The organism is Burkholderia sp. Bp8963 (assembly GCF_003854275.1).
In the GTDB taxonomy this organism is placed as follows: Bacteria; Pseudomonadota; Gammaproteobacteria; order Burkholderiales; family Burkholderiaceae; genus Burkholderia.
Window position 1 is genome coordinate 24,797 of sequence record NZ_QTQP01000026.1, and the last position, 21,493, is coordinate 46,289.

Consider the following 21,493-nt stretch of genomic DNA (forward strand, 5'->3'; position numbering starts at 1 on the left):
GACGTGATGGTCGATCCGATCGGCATCGGAAAAAAGAAGCAGTTGCGAACGCTTTTCGGGCAGCACTTCGTCGCGCGCCGGGAAGCGCGAAGCCGCTCAGGCCGGCCCGGCGGCGCCCGGCCGCTGCCAACGCGGCAGGCACGCGGCACAGGCCAGCCCTGAGAGCAGCAGCACCGACACCGCCAGAACGGTGCCGCCGGTGCCGAACAGCGCGCTCACGCCTGTCGCCACCAGCGCCGCGCTGCCGATCTGGCAGAAGCCGACGAGCCCCGACGCCGTCGCCGCATGGCCGTGCTCGCCGGCGATCGCGCCGGACACGGCCAGCGAAAGCGACGACCCGTTCGCCAGGCTGACGAGCGACATCGGCAGGATCACGGCGGCCACCCCGACGAACCCGCAAGCAGCGACGACGACGAACGCGACGCCGCCGAGCGCGAAGCACGCGATGCCGGCCGCGACGATCCGGTCGTATGGCCAGCGATCGAGCCAGCGCCGCGCCAGCAGGTTGGCCACGATGATGCCGGCAGTCAGCGGCACGTAGAGCCAGCCGCACTGCCGCTCGCTCAGGCCCTGCCGCGCGAACAGGAACGGCGACTGCGTCAGGTACACGAACCACGCGCAATAGATCGCGCAGACGATCAGCGTGTAGCGAAGGAATGCGCGGTCGCGCAGCACCTGCGTAAATCCGGCAAACGGCGACGTGCGAACCCGTGCGCCGCGGGGAAGGGTTTCCGGCAGAAGGACCAGCACCATCAGCAGCGCCGCGACCGCGAACGCCGCAACGAACACGAAGTCGGCACGCCAGCCGAACGACGCGGCTAGCTGGCCGCCAACCGCGGGCGCGAGCGCCGGCGACAACGACACCAGCGGATAGACCACCGCGTACACCTTCGCCGACGCGCGCTTGTCGCAGGTGTCCGCGATGATCGCGCGGCCGATGACGAGGCCCGCCGCCGCGCCGGCCGCTTCCAGCATTCGCCACGCGAGGAAACCGGCGAAACCGGCCGCCGACGCGCAGCCGAGCGAGCCCGCGATGTAGAGCGCGATGCCGGCGAGCAGCACCGGCTTGCGGCCGTGGCGGTCCGACAGCGGCCCGTACGCAAGCTGCGCGGCGGCCAGCACCAGCAGATAGACGGAAACCGTCTGCGGCATCTGCCAGTCGGCCAGGCCGAACGCGGCCGCCATCGCGGGCATCGCCGGCAGGTAGACGTCGGACGCGATCAGGCCGAACGCGCTGAGCATCGCGACGGTAACGATGAAGGACAAACGTGGCATCGGGTGTGACATCAGCTGGGGCATCAGGCGGCTCCACGCACGCCGGCAGCGCCGGCCGTGCGCTTGTTCGAAGAAAGGGAAAGGCGTGATGTTAGGCAGCCACCGGCCATGTGAAAATGCACGGATTCGCATGCTCATGCTGCAAATTTGCAACCCTGGACACGAACACATGAACTGGGACGACGTACGCATCTTTCTGGCGATCCAGCGCGCCGGCACGCTGCGCGGGGCCGCGCAGCAACTGGACCTCGACCAGACGACCGTCGGACGACGGCTCGGCGGCCTGGAGCGCGACCTCGGCAGCCGGCTGTTCCTGCGGACCACCGGCGGCCTCGTGCTGACGGACAGCGGCCGGCAGGTGCTGCAGACGGCCGAGGGAATGGAACGCCTCGCGGTGTCGTTCGAGCGGCGCAGCGAGGGGGCCGACGAACGGATCGCCGGCGACGTGCGCGTGACGACGACCGACGCGCTCGCGGTGGATTTCGTCGTGCCGGCCATCGAGCGCCTGCAGGTCCGCCACCCGGACGTGCGGGTGATCCTGAGCACCACCACGCGCATGCTCGACCTGGCCCGCCGCGAGGCCGACGTCGCCGTGCGCACGCTGCGGCCCGAGCAGTCCGAACTGATCGTGCGCCAGCTCGGCAGCTGGGAGGTCGGGCTCTATGCGGCCCGGCGCTATCTTGCGCGGCGCGGCGAGCCGCAACCCGGCAGCGGATTCGCGGGCCATGACATCGCGCTGTACCAGCCGGGCGTCACGCAGCAGCAGGACGACACGCTGGCCGGCGAATCGCGGGCAGACGGACGCGTGGTCGCGGAACTCGATTCCAGCCTGATGCTGGCGACCTTCGTGCGCGCGGGCCTCGCGCTCGGCGAATTGCCGAGCTACGTCGCTCAGCGCGACCCCGAACTGACGCGGATCTGGCCCGGACGACGCAGGGCCAGGCCGTATGAAGCGTGGCTGGTGCTGCACCAGGATCTGGCCCGCACGGCCCGCGTGCGCGTGGTGGTCGACGCGATTGCCGACGCGTTTGCGGTCTGACGCGTGCTAGCCGACGTGCCTGCGTGCCACCCGGTCCGCGAACTGCGGCGCCCATTCGACCGCCGACCACCGGAACGGCATGACCGCCGAGCTGCGCCGCACCTCCTGCACGCGATACCGCACGACCCGCTGCGCGCCGTCGAACGACTCGACCAGCGGCCCGTCCCAGACGATCTCGGCAAGCGCGGCGACATACAGCAGATCGCCACGCTCGAAATCGACGAACAGCAGGCCCGCGCGCGGATCGTGCCGGAGATTGCCGAGTGTATTGAAGAGCCGGTTGCCGCTGTAATCCGGCGTCGTCAGCGTCCACGCGTCGTCGACGTGCACGAAGCCCGGCAGCCCGCCGCGATGCGACACGTCGGCGCCACCCGCCGCGCCCGCTTCCACCGACGTATTCGCGCTCGCGACGAAAAACGTATCCGCATGCTCGAGCAGGGCGCGATCGTCAGCGCTCAGTCGATCGGACCGTTCGAGCTGCGGCGCGTCGGCAGCCTCATGCGGATCGAACACGGGCGTGCGGCCCTGGATGTACTTCGCGCAATTGCCGAAGCTCTGCTCGACCGCAATCGTCAGCGCGTTGCCGTCGACCGCGTGCACGACGCCATTCACGCGATTGCGCCGCCGCGTGTCGAACTGGATGCCGAGCCCGCCGAGCGGCGCGCCGGTCCGCCACGCGCCGTCGAGCGGATCGCCGGGCAACGTGTCGCCGGCGATCCGCAACGTGCGCGAATCGGGCGATGACACGAAACCCGGCGCGCCGACCCGCAGCGTCGCCCACGGCTGGCCGCCCGCATCGACGCCGCCGAGCACGAAAAACGGCAGTTGCGAATAGAACGTCCGATGCTGGTCGGGGATGAAGCGCCGGATGCCGCGCCGGCCGATAGCCCCCGCTGCATCGGCGACGCCCGCGCGCCGCTGCACTTCCAGCTCGCCCGCATGGAACGGCGAAATGTCCAGCTCCCAGGCCGGGATCGCAACAGTTGGCGTGCTCATCATTTGCTCCCCTGATTGAATCGGCGCGACCCGTGCGTCAGGCCGCGAGCAGGCCCGCGCGCGTCGTCGGCATCGCGACGAACCCCGGCAACGCCTCGACTCGTGCAAGCCACGCACGCAGATGCGGATACGGTTCGAGCGACACGCCGCCTTCCGGCGCATGCGCGATGTACGTGTATGCGGCGATGTCGGCGATGGTCGGCTGCGCACCGGCGGCGAACCGCTTGCCCGCAAGCTCCGCGTCGATCACGTCGAACAGCCTGACCGCAGCGCGCTTCGCCGCGTCGTGATCGAGCGGCGCGCCGAACACGGTCACGAGCCGCGCCGCGCACGGGCCTGCCGCGATCGGCCCGGCCGCGAGCGACAGCCAGCGCTGCACGGCCGCCGCGCCCACCGGATCGTCGGGCAGCCAGTGCGCGTCGCCATAGCGTTTCGCGAGATACACGAGGATCGCGTTCGAATCGGCCAGCACCATGCCGCCGTCGTCGATCACCGGCACCTGCCCGAACGGGTTCAATGCGAGGAAGGCCGGCTTGCGTTGCTCGCCCGCGCCGAGATCGACGTCGACGATCTCGAACGGCACGCCGAGCAGCGACAGGAACAGGCGCACGCGATGCGCATGCCCCGACAGCGGAAACGAATGGACGCGGATGGGAGAAACGGGCTTGCCGGCGGCGGACATGGTGACACTCCGGGATCACGCGCCGCCGGGAATCGGCGACGAACGACCCCAGCGTAACGCGCGCCGCCGGTCTTCAGAAGAGCGATAATCGCGGAAACATTATCCTTTCCGACAGGACAATCGACGATGGCGGATCTGCGCGACGTGAACCTGAACCGGCTGGCGATCTACGTGGCGGTGGTCGAAGCGGGCTCGCTGACGGCCGCGGCCGAGCGGCTCGGCCTCGCGAAAACGGTGGTCAGCACGCACATGCAGCGGCTCGAATCCGAAGTCGGCGCGAACCTGATCGTGCGCACGACGCGGCGGCTTGCGGTGACCGACGCGGGGCGCGCGTTCTACGACGCATGCCGCGACATCATGCGCGCGACCGAGCATGCACTCGAAGCGGTGTCGTCGGACGCGGGGCCGCTGCGCGGCACGCTGCGCGTGAGCGCGCCGATCGACTACGGCGAACAGGTGGTCGCGCCGGCGATCGTCGCGCTGCGCGACGCGCATCCGGCGCTCGACGTCGAGCTGATCGCGAACGACCGGCTCGTCGATCTCGTCGCGGACAACATCGACGTCGCCGTGCGGATCGGCCGGCTCACGGATTCGAACTACCGCGCGGTGCAGCTCGGCGCATACGAGAAGTGGCCGGTTGCGAGCCCTGCGTTCGTCGCGCGCTGGGGCATGCCGCGCACCCCGGACGCGCTCGCGGCACTGCCGTTCGTGATGCTGTCGTCGCTGGCGCGTCCGCAGACGCTCGAGCTCGAGAACACGCGCGGCGGCAAGGCGTCGGTGCGCTGCACCGCGCACGTCGTGTCGAACACCGCGACCGCGTGCCGCGCGATCGCGCTCGCGGGCGGCGGCTTCGGGCTGCTGACCGATTTCTCGACTGCGGACGACGTCGCCGCCGGGCGGCTCGTGCGCCTGCTGCCAGCGTGGCGCTCGCCGCCGTCCGGGATTCACGCGGTGTTTCCGTCGACGCGGCTGCCGTCGCCGAAAGTGCGGGCGTTCATCGACGCGACGCGCAAGCGGATCGGCGACACGCCGCCACGGGGGACGCGGCCGCGGTCGGCCGGATCGAAAGACCTTCGTTCCAAGACTTGACCGGGTGCCGGCAGCGCAGCCCCCAACCCGCCCCGCCCGCGCGTTCGGTCTCCCTACCCGCCCAACCGCTTCGCGAGCACCGACGTCATCGCCATCCCCGTATAGGTCGGGTTCCACGACCCCGGCGACGGGAACAGCATGCTCCCCGTGCCGTACAGATTGCCGATCCCGTGCAGCTTGCCCGACGTATCGGTCACCGAATCGTTCGGCGAATCGCCCATCCACAGCGTGCCGGCCTCATGGAACACCAGTGACGAATCGATGTCCGGCAGGTCGGCCCGCCACGTGATGTCGAGCGGTTTATCGAGCGGTGCATGCATGTACTGCACCGGCGCACCGGCCGACAGCACGCGCACGATGTCCTTCACCGACTGGTTCATCTTGCGCCGCGCATCCGCGTCCTGCGGCTGCTCGCGCAGCGTGATCAGGGTCTGGCCGTTGCGCACGCTCACGCGGTTCCAGCTCTTCGGGCTGCGCTCGCCGAGCATCTCGCCGAGCGCCTGCACGAGCACGTATACGTAGCCGGGCTCCCGGTACATCGCGAGCGACTGCGCGGACGACGCGTCGGGCAGCACGCGATACAGCAGATCCTCGTCCTCGGCCGGATGCGGATTGAACACGACCGAGATGTGGTTGTGGAAGAACCGCTCGTCATCGACCTGGCCGAGCTGGTAGTACGCGCACACCTGCAGCTGGTCCGCGAGTGCCGGAAAACGTCCGGCCGGGATCCGGAACGTCAGCGCGGAGCGATTGTGCACACACAGGTTCTTGCCGAGCAGCGGATGCTCGGGCAGCGCGGTCAGGCACAGTGCGGCCGCCTCGATCGTATTGTTCGCGAGCACGATGCGCGCCGCGCCGACGTCGAGGCTCGTGGTCCGGTGCTGGTCGGTCGACACGAGCTCGAGCCGCGCGATGCGGCCGCCGTCCGCCTGCATGCGCGCGACCGTCGTGAGCGGCACGACCTTCAGGCGGTCGGGATACGCCTGCGCGAGCGCGACCAGCGTCTTGACCGGCGCGTACTTCGCGAACTGGCCGGGCGCGACGTCCGCGCCGGTCGCCATCGCGCTGTCGAGATCCGACGGCATCGTGAGCGGCACCGCGCACGCGATGCTCGCGTTGCCTTCGAACAGCCGCGCCTTCGCGATTCCGTCGAGCGTCCGGTTGTCGTTGCCCGCACATGCGAGGCTGAAGCGCCGGCCGATGCGCTCGCCGAGCGGATACCACTCGGCGTCGAGCGACGCGACGACCGACGCGGGCCAATGCGGAAACTCGAACGACCGCGGCTGCGGCACCCACGCGTTCCAGAACAGCGCGCGCCCGCCGACATACGGCTGCTGCGGCGCGAGCGTGAAATTGCTGTCGCAGATCCACGGCGACACGGCCGGCCCGTACACCGCGTCGACATACGCGGGCGGCAGGTTCTGCGCGTGGTCGGGGAAAAAGATCGAGCCCTTCTCCAGCACGAGCACGCGTCCGTTGCCCGCGCGCAGGATGCGTTCCGCGAATGTCGTGCCGTACGCGCCGCCGCCGATCACGATGTAGTCGTAGGGCCGCTTCAGGTCCTCCCAGTTGCCGAGAAAATATTGCGCGAGATTGGACAGCACGGGCTGCGCAGTGCCCGGCCTGTCGATCGCCAGAAAGGATTCGAGGCTCACGGTCGTTCTCCTTCGCTACACGCGCGCGGCGCGCTCACAGGAACACCGCGCGGCTCTGGATCGCCGCCGGCGCCGACACGAAGGTCTGCACCGCGTGCGCATGCGCGCCGTCGAGCAGCGCCTTCATCGCCTGCTGCATCGGGTGCCGGCTCAGCCCGTAGCGCACGCTCACGCGGTGCGCGTCCTCGGGCCGCAGCCAGTAGGTCCTGAACGGCTGCAGGATGTTCCAGCGGCACGCGATCGCGCGCCCGTCGTGCTGGCCGTACTCAGTGATCGACGACAGGTTGCCGGGGGTCGCCGTGAGGCCGTTCAGGTCGGCGACGCAGGTGAAGATGTCCTCGGCCGGCATCTGCGGATCGTTGACCTTGAAGCTCCAGGTCTCGACCCATTCCGGCTCGTAGAACGGCACGCCCGCCTTGCGCACCGGGTTGAACGACGGCAGGTTCACGCCGAACGTGGTCTTGAATTTCGGCTCGCCGAACAGCTCGACGCCCGCCTGGATCGCGGCGTCGCTGTCGCACGGCACATACACGCGGTGATTGCCCATCAGCTTGCTCTGGTCGTCGCCCATCACCCACTGCTCGAAGCTCAGCTCGGGCAGCGACGCGGCCTGCGCGGCCGGAAACGCGACGATGTTCAGCTCCACCTCCTGCGTGACGCCGATGCAGTTCGACGGCCACTTTTCGGCCGGCTGGCCAACCCCGCCCGAGAATTGCCCGGCATAGGCCTGGAAGTTGAACGCGACCGACGCGCGGCCGCCGAACAGCGCCGGCCTCAGCGGCGTGTCCTGCAGGAACGGCGCCACCCGTTTCGCATCGACGAGAAAATGCACGACGCAATTGATCAGCGATGCGTAGTAAAACGGCATCGACAGGGGCGCGGGTACGGAAGGCAGCTGGGTCGACATGAAAGTCTCCTCACGAGGTGACGGACAGCGATCAGGAAAGGGCCGCGTCGGGCGCGGCCGGCGGTGCGTATTCGAACGTCGGGGCGGCATGCAGCCGCGTCGCACGCCCGGGCAGCGGGTTGTTCACGAGGCGCAGGAACCGGTCCTTCAGCGTGAACATGGTGCCGATCCCCTGTTGCAGCAGCGCGGGCGTACCGTTGAACGCCTGCTCGATCGTCCGCAGGAAATCCCAGTACGCGACGTTGAACGCCTGCGCATGCGCGAGGATCTCCGGCGCGTCGCGATAATCGTCGAGCTTGCTGTTCGGCCGGATCGGGATCGCCGCCGCCCAGTCGACCTCGAACGGCTTGCCGCGCGGGCCGGTCTCGACCGTGTCGTTCCACTTGTACTCGCGGCCGGCCAGCAATTCGTTGAAACGGAAGAAGTGCGCGACTTCCGGAAAGCTCTTGTACTGCTCGCGGTTGCCGGTCCAGATCGTGTCGCTGACGCCTTCGCCCTGATCGCGGATGGTGCGCAGCGCGAGCAGCGCCGACACGCTGTCGATGACCGGGAACGTCGCGCCCGCGCCGTCGTAGTAGAACCCCGCGCCGACCTGCCGCGCAGGCTCGCCGATGAACGTGCGCGCCTCGCCGTAACGGTCGACGAACGCGCGCAGCTTCGCTTCGATCCGCACGTAGAACTCGCCGATCGTCATGTCGCCCGGCGCCGGGTGCGCGCGGAACAGCACGCCGTAACGAATCTCGCGCGGCCGCTCGATCGCGCAGCCCTGCTCGACCGCCTCGCGCGAGAAGCCCAACAGGTTGACCTTGATCCCGTCGATGTCGAACGGCAGCGGCGCCGGATAGTCGGGCATGAAGTTCGGCGCGCTCGTCTGCGGCGCGCCGCCGAGCGCGTTCATCACGTTCGCGACGAGCGTCAGGTGCAGCATCTCCTCGACGACGATCGAGCGCAGCACCTCGAGCGCGCGCCAGCTGCTTTTCGGCGCGAGCGTGTAAAGCGCGGTCAGGTACGGCGGGATCGTCGCGTGCTCGAGGATCAGCGCCTGCTGCAGGTCGTTCAGCAGATCCTTGCGGTCGGTGTCGATGTCGGTCGAGCCGATCGCGTCGGCCAGTTCGCGAAACGTCCGGCCGAGCGTCGGGATCGTCTCGCCGAGGCCCGGATGCGGCAGGTGCTCGAGCAGACCGGTCTCGTCGATGCCGGGTTCGCCGGCCTGCGCCGCCTGGTACGCATGCAGCAGGCGGACTTGTTCCGTGAGGTTCATGCGGTAGCTCCTGCGTTGACGTGCGGTTGGCGGCCCAGCGCCGCTTCGATCCGGTCTGCGGCAAGGAAGCTGAGCGACGCGCCCGTCAGCGTGGGGTTGGACGTGCCGCTGGTGGTCATGCTGCCGCAGCCCACCACATAGAGGTTGTCGTGATCCCACGCGCGCAGGTCGGCGTTCACGACCGAGTCGTGCCGATGGCTGCCCATCCGGTGCCCGCCCATGTAATGCCCGGCGCCCTGGTAGTTGAACGTGTGCCCCCGGTACGAGAAATGCGGCTGATCGTCGAACTTTTTCGTACGGTCGTCGATGCCGCACATCTTGAAGATGCGATCCGAAACCTGGCGCGCCAGCGCGAAACCGGCGCGGGTGTAGTCGCTCACGTCGTAATGGATCACGGGCCGGTAATTGCCGAGGACGTCGAGATACCGCTTGTCGATCTCCAGCCGGTTGCCGGCTTCCGGCAATTGTTCGACGAGAATCCCGAAGCGCACCTGGCACGTCACGCGCTCGACGAGTGCGCGTTGCAGCCCGCGTCCCCACTGATTGCCCTTGACGAACTCCGCCACATCGCTCGCCGGTGCGGCCGTCGGCCAGCCCCAGCCTTCGTTGCCGATCTCGATGCGGAACGACGCGGTGTGATCGCGGAACGCGCCCCAGCGCATCCCCTCGATGCCCGACGTCGCGATCGGCCCGCGGAACGGCCACACCTGTCGCGGCGCGAGCCCCCAGGTCAGCAGCTCGGGATGGTCCATCAGCCCGACGCCGACGAGCCCGCTGCTGTTCGCCGCATGCGACGCGAGCAGCAGCTTCGCGTTTTCCACGGGCGCCGCGCACAGTACGACGATGTCGCCGCGCGCAACGAAGGTCTGGTAATTCGGCTCGCCCGGCTTGACATAGCTCTTGACCGTCACGCCGGTGATGCGGCCGTTGTCGCGGTCGATCAGCAGCTCGCTCGCCACGCACTGCGTGACGAGCGTCACGTAGTCGCCCGGGCTCGCAACGAGCGTCTTCATCGCGTTGTACTTCGCCTGCACCGGACAGATCGGCACGCAGCTCGTATTGCCCATGCAGCGATGCCCGATCGCGCGCGAACTCACCGAGCCGACCGGCGCATAGCCGTTGCCGCCGTCGTAGGCGTCGTTCGGTATGCCATTGCGGCCAGCCGGCGTGCCGATCACGTCGAGCGGATGCGCGCCGTCGCCGGGATCGAAGGTGCGCCCCTTGAGCCCTTCGGCGAACATCTGATCGACGAGGCTCGGCGGCAGGCCGTGCATCGGATACACGTAGCCCTGCGGAAAGTGCTGCCCGTGATAAGCCTGTTCGTCGACGTTCGCGGACACGCCGAGCTCGCGTTCGGCCTGCTCGTAGTAGCGCGAGAAGGTGTCGTACGACAGCGGCCAGTCCTGCGCGACGCGATACAGGCTGTGCATCCGGAAGTCCTCGGGCAGCATCCGCAGCGACGTGCCGAGCCAGTGCAGCGTCGTGCCGCCCGCGTAGCGCGTGTAGGTGCTGCGGTACGGCAGCGGGCCGCGCTGCACGAAATAGCCGCCGTCCGTGTTGTCGTGCTCGGGGACGACTTCGATCTGCAGCTCGTTCGGCTGCGGCGCGTTCGGGTTGTTCGAATACGGCGCCTGCGGCACCTTCGCGAGTGTCGCGTAATAGGTTTCGAGGAACTGCGAGTAGTTCGTGAAGTTCAGGCCGGAGCCGGTGCCGGCCTCGAGCAGCAGCACGCGGCGTTTGTGCTCGGCCAGCCGGCGCGCGACGATGGCCCCCATGATGCCCGCGCCGACGATCACCACGTCGTAATGGCGCGCAAGCGCGCTCTGCGCTGCTTCGATCTTCATGCTGGATTCCCCGGTTGAGCCGGGCGCAGCCCGGCGGGACAAGCGAGACAAGCGAGACAGGCAAGACAGGCGAGACTCGACGGACGGCGCGCGGCCGCCCGGCTCAGCGCAGCGGCGGCGCCGAAGGCGGGATGGACCAGGCGGCCCAGCCCTGCTGTTTCGCGCCCGGCGGATGGGCGCCGACCAGCGGCCAGACGAGCGCCTCCTGATAGGTGCGCGCGGAGATCACGCTGTCCTCGTCCGGCTGACCGGCGGGCAGATACTCCGCCCGCCAGGCGGTGGGCAGCTCGGACCACACGCCGGTGTACCAGGCACTCAGCAAGTTGCGTGTCAGCGCGCCGTAAGCACCGTGCAGCAAGACGTGCACGGCCTTGTCCTTGTCGGGGCCGGCGTCAGGCACCGCAGTCATCTCCGCCATCCACTCGTCGAAGATCTCGCCGCCGACTTTCGCGACGAAGAAATCGCACAAGGTTTCGCCGATGCCGGTACCGCGCAGCGTGAACTGCGTGAATTCGAGAATTTTCGAGCTGTTCTTCATGAACGCCGAATGGCGCTGCATTTCGCGATTGTCCTGCTCGGCATTTTCATTATTCATTTTTCAATTCGCCCCGAATTGGAATAAATCGGCGGTTCATCCATGAATCCTGAACCGGCCGCGGACGCAAGACGCCCGCGTGCCGCCGGAACGCGGACGTACCGCCGCCTCCCGCCCTGTCGGACAGGCCAGGCAACGCTCGACTGACTTCATGACGTGGCGCACCAGCGCGCGCCAGGCAAGAAAGAAAATTGGTCCCCGGAATGCCCTCGTTTCTTACGGCATCTAAATCATTCGATTAACCCCAAACCGTGTGAGGAAAATATATTCGACGAATTCCGGAAAAGCAAAGGACGGCTGCCGATTGTTTTTTTAATTCAAATCCGGCTTGTCGTTGAAAAACGCTATGGGCGCGAACGGCGTCGTTTCCGGTCATCCGGGCCGCCTCTGCGGCTACGCGACCGACCGCAGCGTGCCGAGCAGCACCTTCCTGCAGCTCGCGATCACATGCGCTTCCGGATCGCGGTAGCCGGTCAGCAGCCACGCCGCGCCGACGTTCGTCATCGCGCCGACGAGCGCAATCCCGATCAGCCGCTGCCCGGCGCGCTCGGCCGCCGTGACCGTGTCGCCCGGCGCGCCGATCGCCATGATCAGCTTGCCGAACTCGACGAGCATGCGCTGGTATGTCGCGTCGGTCTCGGCACTCACGCCCATCACTTCGAGCAGCAGCACGCGCGCCGCGCACGGGTCGCGCAGGAATCCGAAGAACGCAGCGAGCCCCGCGTCGACGCGCGCATCCAGATCCCCGCCGCGCGCGGCCACCGCGTGCGCGACCGCGTCGCGCAACTGCTCCGCATGATGCAGGTAGGTGCAGCGCAGCAAATCGTCGGTGCTGTCGAACGCTGCATAGAAATAGCGGTCGTTGAGCTTCGCTTCCTGACAGATCGACCGCACGGTCGCCTTCCGGAATCCGACCGTGCCGAACACGCGCGTCGCCGCGCGGATCAGCGCATCGCGCCGCTCCGCCGCACGCACCTCGGGCGCCACGCCACCGTACGAGCGGCCCCGTTTTTCCGTTTCGAGTGCTTTCTCCATTCCGCTATTTGACATCAGGACACCCGAAAACTAAAGTGGTGACGGCTAACACCAAAATTAGACGCGCCGCCGGCGCAGCGCAAGCGGACACGGGAGGAACGACGGATGAAGGGGTTTTCCGGCAAGGTCGCCGCAACCGGTGCACGCCGCGACGGCGCCGAGCTCGACGTGTTGATCGTCGGCGCCGGCCTGTCCGGCATCGGCGCGGCCTATCACCTGAAGCAGCGCTGCCCGTTCGCGAGCGTCGCGATCCTTGAAGCACGCGATGCGATCGGCGGCACCTGGGATCTGTTCCGCTATCCGGGCATTCGTTCGGATTCCGACATGTTCACGCTCGGCTACAGCTTCCGTCCGTGGCACAGCGACAACGCGATCTCGGATGGCCAGACGATCCTCGACTACATCCGCGACACCGCACGCATCTACGGAATCGACAAGACGATCCGCTACGGCCACAAGGTCGTTGGTGCGGACTGGGATTCGGCCCGCGCGCGCTGGACGGTGCGCGTCGAATGTACGAACAGCGGTACGACCGGCAGCACGACCGAGCCGCTCGTGCTGACCTGCCGCTTCCTCTACATGTGCAGCGGCTACTACGACTACGACGCGGGCTACCAGCCAGACTGGCCCGGCATGGACACGTTCGCGGGCAGCGTCGTGCATCCGCAGCACTGGCCGAAGGACCTGTCGTACGCGAACCGGCGCGTCGTCGTGATCGGCAGCGGCGCGACCGCGGTGACGCTCGTGCCGTCGATGGCGGGCGCGGCAAAGCACGTGACGATGCTGCAGCGCTCGCCGACCTACATCGTGTCGCTGCCCGCGCGCGACAAGATCGCGAACGCGCTGCGCAGCGTGCTGCCGTCGCGGCTCGCGCACCGGCTCGTGCGGATCAAGAACGTGCTGCTGACGATGTATTTCTACAATCTCGCGCGCCGCAAGCCGGACGCGACGAAGAAGTTCATCATCCGCGCGGCCGGCAAGCAGCTCGGCCCCGGCTTCGACGTCGCGAAGCACCTGACGCCGCGCTACAAACCGTGGGACCAGCGCCTGTGCCTCGTGCCGAACGGCGACCTGTTCAAGGCGATCCGCGCGGGCCGCGCATCGATCGTCACCGACGAGATCGAGCGCTTCACGCCGACCGGCCTGCGTTTGAAGAGCGGCCAGCGGCTCGACGCGGACGTGATCGTCACCGCAACCGGGCTGAAGGTGAAGATGCTCGGCGGCGCGAACGTCACCGTCGACGGCCGCGCGGTCGACCTGTCGGAAACGGTGTCGTACAAGGGGATGATGTACAGCGACGTGCCGAACCTCGCGTCGTCGTTCGGCTACACGAACGCGTCGTGGACGCTGAAGGCCGAGCTGATCGCGCGCTACGTGTGCCGCCTGCTCAACCACATGCGCGCACACGATTACGACACCTGCGTGCCGCGCCTCGCGCCCGGCGACCTCGGCAACGTGCCGGCGGTGAACCTCAACTCGGGCTACATTCAACGTGCGGCCGGGATTCTGCCGAAGCAGGGACAGAAGAAGCCGTGGAAATTCCACCAGAACTACGTGCTGGATCTTGCGTCGCTGAAGTTCAGCCCGCTCGCCGATACGGCGATGCAATTCGAGCGGCGTGCGAAGCCCGATGCGGCCGCCGCGCAGATCCCGCAACCCGCGCTTGAAACTCGCGCTTGAAACTTGCACTTAAAACTCGATGAGGCCGACATGAGCCATGCATACCATCTGATCCAGCACGTGCTGCTCGGCGTCGTCGCGGTGCTCGCGGCGCTCGCCCTCTTTACCGGGTACATCGCGCGGCGCGTGACGCGCGCGTTCCCGCCCGAAGGCCGCTTCGTCGATGTCGGCGGCGACCGCATCCATTACGTCGAGTACGGCAGCGGCCCGCCGATCGTGTTCGTCCACGGGCTCGCGGGGCAAATGCGCAATTTCGCGTACCTGCCGCTGCAGCAGCTCGCGCAACGGCATCGCGTGATCCTGCTCGACCGGCCGGGCGCCGGCCGCTCGGTGCGCGGCGCACGCTCACAGGCGAACATCTTCGCGCAGGCGCGCATGGTCGCCGGCTTCATCGACGCGCTGCAGCTCGACAAGCCGGTGCTCGTCGGCCATTCGCTCGGCGGCGCGATCGCGCTCGCGGTCGGCCTCAACCATCGGGAGCACGTGAGCCGCCTCGCGCTGATCGCGCCGCTCACGCACCCGGAAGCCGCGCCGCCGGGGCCGTTCCGGCCGCTGCTGATCCCGTCTCGGCTCGTACGCCACTTCGTGTCGTGGACCTTCGCGATTCCGCTGACGATCCTGACCGGCCGCAAGGCCGTCACCGCGGTGTTCGCGCCGGAAGCGGTGCCGCACGATTTTCCGGTCAAGGGCGGCGGGCTGCTCGGGCTGCGGCCGAGCAGTTTCTACGCGACGTCGTCGGACCTGATCGCGGTGCCCGAAGACCTGCCCGCGATGGAGCGCCGCTACGCGTCGCTCGCGCTGCCGGTCGACGTGCTGTACGGGCGCAGCGACCGCATCCTGAACTGGCGCAATCACGGCGAGGCGCTCGCGCAGAAGTCGCCGCGCGTGCGGCTGCGGGTGGTCGACGGCGGCCATATGCTGCCGGTGACGATTCCGGACGTCACGACCGAGTGGCTGGCCGACGTCGCGGCGGCGCCGGTCGAGGCCGAAGCACCGGACTTGCCGGACTTGCCGGACATGCCGGCTGCGCCGGTTACGCCGGTCGCGCACGTCGGGCGCTGAGGTCGCGCTGAGCGGCGCACGCCGGCTGCGCCCCGAGTTGCCTCCGCGCCGGCCACACCAGTTGCTCACGCCGGGCGCTGAACTCGCTCCGCGCGGCCCACGCCGGCTGCGGCCCGTCGGGCGCCGCAGCCGGTTTCAAGCCGGCTTCAGGCTTCGTCGTCGGGCAGACTCAGGCCCAGCTCGGCAATCACCTCGCGCGCGCTGCGGAACGCCTCGACCGCAGCCGGCGCACCCGCGTACAGCGCGCTGTGCAGCAGCACCTCGCGAATCTCGACGAGACTCGCGCCGTTGTTGAGCGCGCCGCGCACGTGCCCCTTCAGCTCGGTGCCGCGGCCGAGCGCGGCCAGCATCGCGCACGTGCAGAGGCTGCGTGTCTTCAAGTCGATCCCGTCCCGCTGCCACGTGCTGCCCCACGCGTGTTCGTTCAGCCAGTCCTGCAACGGCCGCGAAAAGCCGTCGAGATCGCGCATCGCGCGTTCGACGAACGCCTCGCCCATCACGTCGATGCGACGCGCCTTGCCGTGTTCCCTGTCCTGTTCGCTCATGTCGGTGTCCTGGTCCTGTGTCGATTCGGGATGTCGCTGCGGTGGTGTTGCGGGTTGTCTTGCGGGTTGTCTTGCCGGTTGCCGGTCCGCTCGGGTCCGCCCGCGAGCGGGCGCATGCACGCCATGTTCGCGGCGTCAGGCCGGTTCGTCAAAGACGCCGTTCTCGGTTGGGCGTCAAGCCGGAACGCGCCGGCGCGGGACCACCGGTGCACCGGGTTGCCGGCAATCGCGACACCAGACGCCGGTGCTACGTAACGTTTCGTCGGACGTTACGCCTTCTTGCGGGAACATTGCGCCGCACATGATGGGCCCGTTCCGCAAAAGCGCCTTTACTCTGAACAATAGGTATCGAACTTCGCGCTTCCCGCATGGAATTGCGAAGCAATTGCACATAATCCTCCATGGCGCGGAAATTGCAGTGTTGGCCCGGACAAATTCCAATCGTCGAGGCCAACATGCAAATCTCCTTCACAAAAACAACGCTCTCCCTTGCCATCTCGTCATTACTCGCGCTCTCCGGCTGCGGCTCGGTCGACGGTCCGACCACGCCCAGCAGCCTCAAGCCGAGCACGTCGGGGACGTCGGGAGCGGTCAGCACATCGGGTACCTCGGGGTCGTCCGGGACTTCCGGCAGTTCGGGAAGCTCCGGAACGTCGGGGGGCGGTAGTTCAGGGTCTTCGGGGTCTTCGGGGTCTTCGGGGTCTTCGGGGTCTTCGGGTACTTCGGGTACTTCGGGTACTTCGGGTACTTCGGGTACTTCGGGTACTTCGGGTACTTCGGGTACTTCGGGTACTTCGGGTACCTCGGGTACTTCGGGTACCTCGGGCACCTCGGGCACGTCGTCGGGTACGTCGTCGGGTACGTCGTCGGGCACTTCGTCGGGCACTTCGTCGGGCACTTCCTCGGGCACTTCCTCGGGCACTTCCTCGGGTACTTCCTCGGGTACTTCCTCGGGTACGTCCTCGGGTACGTCCTCGGGTACGTCCTCGGGTACGTCCTCGGGTACGTCGTCGGGTACGTCGTCGGGTACGTCGTCGGGTACGTCGTCGGGTACGTCGTCGGGTACGTCCTCGGGTACTTCCTCGGGTACGTCGTCCGGCACGTCCTCGGGTACGTCCTCCGGCACCTCTTCTGGCACCTCGGGCGCCACCCCGCTCGGCAGCATCCTCCAGCAGACCGGCAATCTCGTCACGTCGCTCGGCACGGCCGTCGCGACCGGCGGCGCGCAGGCAGCCGGCGTGTCGAACAACCCGGCGGCGACCAGCTTGGGCAATGCGGTCACGAGCCTCGGCAACGGCGTGCAGTCGCTCGGCAATGGCGTCGCGGCCGGCCTCGGCTCGATCGGCGTATCGCCGAATCCGCTCGGCCCGACGCTCACCTCGACCACCGGCCTCCTGAGCGGCGCAGGCGGCGCCGTCAACAACCTCGGCAACGCCGTCACGAGCCTCGGCAGCAGCGGCCCGCTGTCGCCGCTCGCTCCGGTGACGACGACGGTCGGCGGCCTCGTCAACACGGTCGGCAACGTGATCAACACCGCGGCGTCGGGCCTGAACACCACGCTGAGCAACACGCCGATCCAGAACCTGGGCACGCAGGTCGGGACCCTGATCAACCCGATCACGAACACGCTGACGGGCGGCGCCCAGACGCCCGGCACCACGCAGACCACTGGCACGGCCACGGGCCTCGGCACGCCGGTCGGCAACCTGCTGACCACGATCGGCAACGGTCTCGGCACGGCCGGCTCGACGGTCGGCAGCTCCACGGGCAACCCGGCAGGCACCGCCGCCGGCAACGTCGTCACGCAGCTCGGCAACACGGTGACGAGCGTCGGCGGCCTGCTCGGCGGCAATACGGGCAATTCCAGCAGCGGCACGAGTGGTACAAGCGGCACGAGCGGCACCAGCAGCGGCGGTCCGCTCGCGCCGATCACAGGCCTGCTCGGCTCGCTGGGTTCGCTGGGCGGGACCAGCAGCGGCACGGGTGGCACGGGCGGCACCAGCAGCACTGGCCCGCTCGCACCGGTGACCAACCTGCTCGGTTCGATCGGCGGCACCAGCGGTACGGGCAGCACCAGCGCCGGCGGCCTGCTCGCGCCCGTGACGAACCTCGTCAATTCGCTGACGCCGCTCGGCGCGAGCCTCACCGGCTCGGTCACGACGCCGGGCGGCAACGTGACGGGCAACCTGGCCGGCGCGCTGACGAACGGCCCGCTCGGCACGCTCGCCGGTTCGCTGACGTCGCCCGCCGGCACGACCGGCGCAGGCACGACGGCAAGCCCGAGCGGCGCGGCCGGCACGGTGACGACACCGTCCGGCAGCAGCACCGTCGCGGGCGCCCTGACCGGCAGCTCGACCGGCGGCACCGCAGGGGCCACGAACCTGCTCGCGCCGGTGACGAACCTGGTCGGCGGCCTGCTCGGCGGCACCGTCAAGAAGTAATCGACCCGCAGCGCCAGGTGGCCGGCACATAACAAACCCATGCCCGGCCGCCCGCTGGCGCCGCCCGCGCGGCGGCGCCAGCATCATCCATACGAGGATCGAATGAACTCCACGCTCGAAGGCGTCGCCACCGTCCAGGATCGGCCGCCCCGCTCCGCCACTCCGTTCCGGGCCGGCCTGCTCGGCATCACCGTGGGCCTCTTCGCGCTGTGGATCACGCGCGACCAGCCGGGCCTCGACGGCGCCACGCGCGCGGTCATCGCCAGCCTGTCGATCATCGGCACGATCGCGCTGCACGAACTCCTGATCTCGCGCGTCTACCTGCGCCCGAGCGCCGGCCTGTCGCGGCAGGCCGTGCGGCCGCTCGGCATCGCGCGCGTCGCGGTGCGGCTCGGCGCGCTCGCATCGATCTATGCGGGCATCGGCATGCTGTATTGGCTCCTGCCCGAATATCACGGCACGTTCTACCTGCCGTTCTGGTCGCTGCTGCGCTCGCTCGCGCCATACGTGATCGTCGGCGCGCCGTTCTACTTCGCATGGATGGACCGCCATCAGCGCGAAACCGACGACGCGTACCTGCTGTGGGGGCGCTTCCTGTTCCGCGGCGAGCAGCCCGCGAGCTGGCAGCCCGTGCGCGAGCTGCTCGCCGGCTGGATGGTGAAGGCGTTCTTCCTGCCGCTGATGACCGTCTATCTGTCGAAGGACGCCGACCATCTGACCGCGTCGCTCGCGAACGCGATGCACGCGCCGATGTCGCTCGCGCTGTTCGTGTTCATGTACGACCTGTCGTTCACGATGGACCTGATGTTCGGCACCGTCGGCTATCTGTGCACGTTCCGCATCCTCGACAGCCACGTGCGCACCGCCGAGCCGACGACGCTCGGCTGGGTCGCCGCGCTGCTCTGCTACCAACCGTTCTGGTCACTGATCTCGAGCAACTACATCCACTACGAAGGCTCGATGTTCTGGGACAACTGGCTGATTTCAGTGCCGGCGATCCGCGTCGTCTGGGGCGTGACGATCATCGCGCTGCTGCTGTGCTACGCGATGTCGACGATCGCGTTCGGGCTGCGCTTCTCGAACCTGACCAACCGCGGGATCATCACGTCGGGCCCGTATCGCTTCACGAAACATCCGGCCTACATCGCGAAGAACCTGTCGTACTGGATGGTCTCGGTGCCGTTCGTCGAGCCGCTCGGCTGGCAGGTCGCGCTCGCGCACTGCACGGCGCTCGTTGCAGTCAACCTGATCTACTTCCTGCGTGCGAAGACCGAGGAGCGCCACCTGATGCGCGATCCCGACTATCGCGCGTATGCGGCGTGGATCGCGCAGCATGGATTGTTCGCGAAGCTCAAGGGCCTGGCCGGTTTGCGACAGGCGACCTGAAGCGCTCGAAGCGGTACACGATCGCCGGCGGAACATTCATCCACACGATGCCGACGCGCGCGGCACGAACGCCGATCGCGTCGAGATCGCGCGCCGGGATCGGGCAACGCGGCGCATAGGTGAATTGATAGAACACGCCGCCGGCAGCCAGATGGCCGGCGAATGCGCCGTGAACGATCGCGACCGCCTGTTCGACCGGCATCGCAACGAGCGGCAGCCCGCTCACGATCGCCTGCGCCCGCTCCCCGCCAAAGAAACCGCCAGTCATGCCGAGTCGCGCCGCATCCATCTAGCCGAGATCACTAGCCGAGCAGAGAGTTACTTCGACTTCGGCGTGCTACCGCTGCGCGTTCAGGCGCTGCTCGCGGGAGAGAAGTCGATCGCTGAGGCGGCAAAAGAAATTGGTGTGACAGGATCTCGGGCCGGAAAAGCTGCGCTGGCTGAGGAGCCAGCCGCATACCTTGCTGAACCGGGAAAGTTGGCCAAATGGAATCGATTATGGGCCGTGTCTTTTGACTCGGTCCCGAAGCCGAAAATTCACAATGTGAAATTCGGAGCGTGACGCGCATCAAGTGCTGGTCCTTATGCGGCCATTCCGGGAGAACCAAGGCGGGCGGGCTCAAGAAATGGGGCCCGAAAATGAAAAAACCCGCTCAAGGCGGGTTCTTCCAGTACTATCGTCTGTCCGCAGGGGGAGGCTTTCGCCCACGAGTCCCGCAGCTAGTGAGACCCATGCTATCTTTTTCCCACAGTGATGTCAAACAAGGATGTAATCGACGCCGTCACAGCCTCGCTATCAAGCGCTCGCATGGCGACGTTCAACACAGCCGCGTGTCCGGCAGACGATCAGGACATGGCGTCGCTGAAACTATACGCTTGGAACGCGGCAGTATCCGGGGCGCTGCTCCCCGTGCTGCACGTCTGCGAGGTGGCGGTGCGCAATGCAGTCTCGGAAGCGCTCGAAGCGGTCTACGGAGCGAATTGGCCCTGGTCGCCTGTATTCGAAGGCAGCTTGCCGCGTCCGCGGATCGGATACAACCCCCGGAATGATCTCACCTCCGCTCGTCAGGGTGTGAGGACGGTGGGGAAGGTGATCCCGGAACTGAAGTTCGTCTTCTGGCAGAAAATGTTCACGGTGCGTAACGATACTCGTCTGTGGGATCCGCACTTGCGCCGCGTATTTCCTAATCTCGATCCGAGCGTTTCGGTGGCCACACATCGGCAGCTGATCTATGGTCAGCTCGAGGACATTCGGAAGTTGCGCAACCGCATCGCTCATCACGAACCGATCTTTAATCGCAATCTCTTGCAGGACTACTCGACGATCATGTCGTTGGTTCACCACCGCTGCAACCTGACTGCGATGTGGGTCAGCCAATCACAGACGGCCTTGGCCGTCATCAAGGCAAAACCGTAAATTGAATAGGCAGACGCCCCCAGTCGATTTCTGGATCTTGTCGCCGCTCAAGCCCTGAATTGACTTCAGGGCTTTGTTGTCATGGTCGAGCCGAAGGCTTCTTCTATGCTCAGAACTTCCAACATGTCAGGTTTCACCCAAAGCCCCCAGTAAGCCCGAAATCTCATCCCGAAACAAACCGGATAGCTAACTCGTTGATTGTTAACGGCTTTTCACGTGAAAGCCCTGGCGAAATGAACGATATGCGGCCTTTTTCGGACTAGTCCGATTGCATCCGGGGCGACGGCCTTGCTATGGTCTGGGCCGTCCGCATGCACAGCGGCCCGCACATTGCGGAAGCCATGCCACGCGACGCCGATGCTGGTGCCGTCACACGCAAGGACGGCCGCACGCGCGGGCGCCCGCCCGCATTTCATCGTCTGAGCTGCGCCGTCTGCCGGCGTGGCGCTTTCATGAGGTTAGAGACGTGAAGGGTAAAGCCCTGATCCCGTTTGCGCTCTGCATCGCGGGCTTAGCCGCGATCGCCGCCGGTTTCCAGCACATCCCCAGCTGATACGCGGCCCCGGCTCGCTTGCCGAGCCAGG

The 21,493-nt window shown here is 67.5% G+C and carries 18 protein-coding genes and 1 pseudogene; 7 read left to right on the top strand and 12 right to left on the bottom strand.

What is annotated here, in order from left to right; all coding sequences use genetic code 11:
• Nucleotides 1-96: 96 nt before the first annotated feature.
• Nucleotides 97-1,275 (bottom strand): Bcr/CflA family efflux MFS transporter, encoded by a 1,179-nt coding sequence (locus DID96_RS21585; RefSeq protein ID WP_124601366.1) that lies wholly within the window; start codon nucleotides 1,273-1,275, stop codon nucleotides 97-99.
• Between the two features lie 169 nt (nucleotides 1,276-1,444).
• Between DID96_RS21585 and DID96_RS21590 the strand changes: the two genes are divergently transcribed.
• Nucleotides 1,445-2,314, top strand: coding sequence for a LysR family transcriptional regulator (locus DID96_RS21590; RefSeq protein ID WP_124601299.1), 870 nt, complete (start codon nucleotides 1,445-1,447; stop codon nucleotides 2,312-2,314).
• 6 nt (nucleotides 2,315-2,320) lie between these two features.
• On the opposite strand, the gene DID96_RS21595 is transcribed toward DID96_RS21590, so the two are convergent.
• On the bottom strand, nucleotides 2,321-3,310 hold the full coding sequence (locus tag DID96_RS21595) for a pyridoxamine 5'-phosphate oxidase family protein (RefSeq protein WP_124601300.1): 990 nt from the start codon (nucleotides 3,308-3,310) through the stop codon (nucleotides 2,321-2,323).
• Between the two features lie 37 nt (nucleotides 3,311-3,347).
• Nucleotides 3,348-3,992, bottom strand: a complete 645-nt coding sequence (locus DID96_RS21600) for a glutathione S-transferase family protein (protein ID WP_124601301.1) — start codon at nucleotides 3,990-3,992, stop codon at nucleotides 3,348-3,350.
• Between the two features lie 126 nt (nucleotides 3,993-4,118).
• On the opposite strand from DID96_RS21600, the gene DID96_RS21605 reads away from it, so the two are divergent.
• Nucleotides 4,119-5,081, top strand: coding sequence for a LysR family transcriptional regulator (locus DID96_RS21605; protein WP_124601302.1), 963 nt, complete (start codon nucleotides 4,119-4,121; stop codon nucleotides 5,079-5,081).
• 53 nt (nucleotides 5,082-5,134) lie between these two features.
• On the opposite strand, the gene DID96_RS21610 is transcribed toward DID96_RS21605, so the two are convergent.
• The 6 genes from DID96_RS21610 to DID96_RS21635 form a co-directional block, all read right to left on the bottom strand.
• Nucleotides 5,135-6,736: a GMC oxidoreductase gene (locus tag DID96_RS21610; RefSeq protein ID WP_124601303.1), complete on the bottom strand. Its 1,602-nt coding sequence runs from the start codon at nucleotides 6,734-6,736 to the stop codon at nucleotides 5,135-5,137.
• 34 nt (nucleotides 6,737-6,770) lie between these two features.
• Nucleotides 6,771-7,643 carry a hypothetical protein gene (locus DID96_RS21615; RefSeq protein WP_124601304.1) on the bottom strand — a complete coding sequence of 291 codons (873 nt, stop codon included), beginning with the start codon at nucleotides 7,641-7,643 and terminating at the stop codon, nucleotides 6,771-6,773.
• Between the two features lie 31 nt (nucleotides 7,644-7,674).
• Nucleotides 7,675-8,904: a ferritin-like protein gene (locus DID96_RS21620; protein WP_124601305.1), complete on the bottom strand. Its 1,230-nt coding sequence runs from the start codon at nucleotides 8,902-8,904 to the stop codon at nucleotides 7,675-7,677.
• A complete protein-coding gene (locus DID96_RS21625) occupies nucleotides 8,901-10,748 on the bottom strand; it encodes a GMC family oxidoreductase (RefSeq protein ID WP_124601306.1) in 1,848 nt (615 codons plus the stop codon). Before DID96_RS21625 ends, DID96_RS21620 begins: the two co-directional genes overlap by 4 nt.
• 103 nt (nucleotides 10,749-10,851) lie before the next feature.
• Nucleotides 10,852-11,307: a hypothetical protein gene (locus DID96_RS21630; RefSeq protein WP_124601307.1), complete on the bottom strand. Its 456-nt coding sequence runs from the start codon at nucleotides 11,305-11,307 to the stop codon at nucleotides 10,852-10,854.
• A 429-nt stretch (nucleotides 11,308-11,736) separates the two neighbouring features.
• Nucleotides 11,737-12,378 carry a TetR/AcrR family transcriptional regulator gene (locus DID96_RS21635; RefSeq protein ID WP_185732323.1) on the bottom strand — a complete coding sequence of 214 codons (642 nt, stop codon included), beginning with the start codon at nucleotides 12,376-12,378 and terminating at the stop codon, nucleotides 11,737-11,739.
• 105 nt (nucleotides 12,379-12,483) lie between these two features.
• Between DID96_RS21635 and DID96_RS21640 the strand changes: the two genes are divergently transcribed.
• Entirely contained in the window at nucleotides 12,484-14,058 is a 1,575-nt protein-coding gene (locus DID96_RS21640) for an NAD(P)/FAD-dependent oxidoreductase (protein ID WP_124601309.1), read from the top strand.
• Between the two features lie 30 nt (nucleotides 14,059-14,088).
• The gene (locus tag DID96_RS21645) at nucleotides 14,089-15,120 is read left to right on the top strand and encodes an alpha/beta fold hydrolase (RefSeq protein ID WP_124601310.1); all 1,032 of its coding nucleotides are present in this window, start codon (nucleotides 14,089-14,091) and stop codon (nucleotides 15,118-15,120) included.
• A 146-nt stretch (nucleotides 15,121-15,266) separates the two neighbouring features.
• Here DID96_RS21645 and DID96_RS21650 read toward each other — a convergent pair whose 3' ends face one another.
• Nucleotides 15,267-15,665 carry a carboxymuconolactone decarboxylase family protein gene (locus DID96_RS21650; protein ID WP_124601311.1) on the bottom strand — a complete coding sequence of 133 codons (399 nt, stop codon included), beginning with the start codon at nucleotides 15,663-15,665 and terminating at the stop codon, nucleotides 15,267-15,269.
• Nucleotides 15,666-15,912: 247 nt separating this feature from the next.
• On the bottom strand, nucleotides 15,913-16,947 hold the full coding sequence (locus DID96_RS39565; RefSeq protein WP_409333796.1) for a highly repetitive protein: 1,035 nt from the start codon (nucleotides 16,945-16,947) through the stop codon (nucleotides 15,913-15,915).
• On the opposite strand from DID96_RS39565, the gene DID96_RS39570 reads away from it, so the two are divergent.
• Both DID96_RS39570 and DID96_RS21660 read left to right on the top strand, forming a co-directional pair.
• Entirely contained in the window at nucleotides 16,931-18,106 is a 1,176-nt protein-coding gene (locus DID96_RS39570) for a collagen-like triple helix repeat-containing protein (protein ID WP_409333797.1), read from the top strand. The genes DID96_RS39565 and DID96_RS39570 overlap by 17 nt on opposite strands.
• Nucleotides 18,107-18,208: 102 nt before the next feature.
• Nucleotides 18,209-19,492, top strand: a complete 1,284-nt coding sequence (locus DID96_RS21660; RefSeq protein WP_124601313.1) for an isoprenylcysteine carboxylmethyltransferase family protein — start codon at nucleotides 18,209-18,211, stop codon at nucleotides 19,490-19,492.
• A 1-nt stretch (nucleotide 19,493) separates the two neighbouring features.
• Here the strand turns inward: DID96_RS21660 and DID96_RS21665 are convergent.
• Nucleotides 19,494-19,781: pseudogene (locus DID96_RS21665) on the bottom strand (phospholipid methyltransferase); the annotation flags it as partial.
• A gap of 519 nt (nucleotides 19,782-20,300) precedes the next feature.
• Between DID96_RS21665 and DID96_RS21670 the strand changes: the two are divergent.
• The gene (locus DID96_RS21670) at nucleotides 20,301-20,909 is read left to right on the top strand and encodes a hypothetical protein (protein WP_185732324.1); all 609 of its coding nucleotides are present in this window, start codon (nucleotides 20,301-20,303) and stop codon (nucleotides 20,907-20,909) included.
• Nucleotides 20,910-21,493 lie beyond the last annotated feature (584 nt).

What these genes read in the sequence shown, in the direction of transcription:
- DID96_RS21640 (WP_124601309.1), top strand. Translation starts at nt 12,484, where the DNA reads ATGAAGGGGTTTTCCGGCAAGGTCGCCGCAACCGGTGCACGCCGCGAC.
- DID96_RS21630 (WP_124601307.1), bottom strand. Translation starts at nt 11,307, where the DNA reads ATGCAGCGCCATTCGGCGTTCATGAAGAACAGCTCGAAAATTCTCGAA.
- DID96_RS21600 (WP_124601301.1), bottom strand. Translation starts at nt 3,992, where the DNA reads ATGTCCGCCGCCGGCAAGCCCGTTTCTCCCATCCGCGTCCATTCGTTT.
- DID96_RS21645 (WP_124601310.1), top strand. Translation starts at nt 14,089, where the DNA reads ATGAGCCATGCATACCATCTGATCCAGCACGTGCTGCTCGGCGTCGTC.
- DID96_RS21590 (WP_124601299.1), top strand. Translation starts at nt 1,445, where the DNA reads ATGAACTGGGACGACGTACGCATCTTTCTGGCGATCCAGCGCGCCGGC.
- DID96_RS21660 (WP_124601313.1), top strand. Translation starts at nt 18,209, where the DNA reads ATGAACTCCACGCTCGAAGGCGTCGCCACCGTCCAGGATCGGCCGCCC.
- DID96_RS21585 (WP_124601366.1), bottom strand. Translation starts at nt 1,275, where the DNA reads ATGCCACGTTTGTCCTTCATCGTTACCGTCGCGATGCTCAGCGCGTTC.
- DID96_RS21625 (WP_124601306.1), bottom strand. Translation starts at nt 10,748, where the DNA reads ATGAAGATCGAAGCAGCGCAGAGCGCGCTTGCGCGCCATTACGACGTG.
- DID96_RS21595 (WP_124601300.1), bottom strand. Translation starts at nt 3,310, where the DNA reads ATGAGCACGCCAACTGTTGCGATCCCGGCCTGGGAGCTGGACATTTCG.
- DID96_RS21620 (WP_124601305.1), bottom strand. Translation starts at nt 8,904, where the DNA reads ATGAACCTCACGGAACAAGTCCGCCTGCTGCATGCGTACCAGGCGGCG.
- DID96_RS21670 (WP_185732324.1), top strand. Translation starts at nt 20,301, where the DNA reads ATGGCGACGTTCAACACAGCCGCGTGTCCGGCAGACGATCAGGACATG.
- DID96_RS21635 (WP_185732323.1), bottom strand. Translation starts at nt 12,378, where the DNA reads ATGGAGAAAGCACTCGAAACGGAAAAACGGGGCCGCTCGTACGGTGGC.
- DID96_RS21615 (WP_124601304.1), bottom strand. Translation starts at nt 7,643, where the DNA reads ATGTCGACCCAGCTGCCTTCCGTACCCGCGCCCCTGTCGATGCCGTTT.
- DID96_RS21650 (WP_124601311.1), bottom strand. Translation starts at nt 15,665, where the DNA reads ATGAGCGAACAGGACAGGGAACACGGCAAGGCGCGTCGCATCGACGTG.
- DID96_RS21605 (WP_124601302.1), top strand. Translation starts at nt 4,119, where the DNA reads ATGGCGGATCTGCGCGACGTGAACCTGAACCGGCTGGCGATCTACGTG.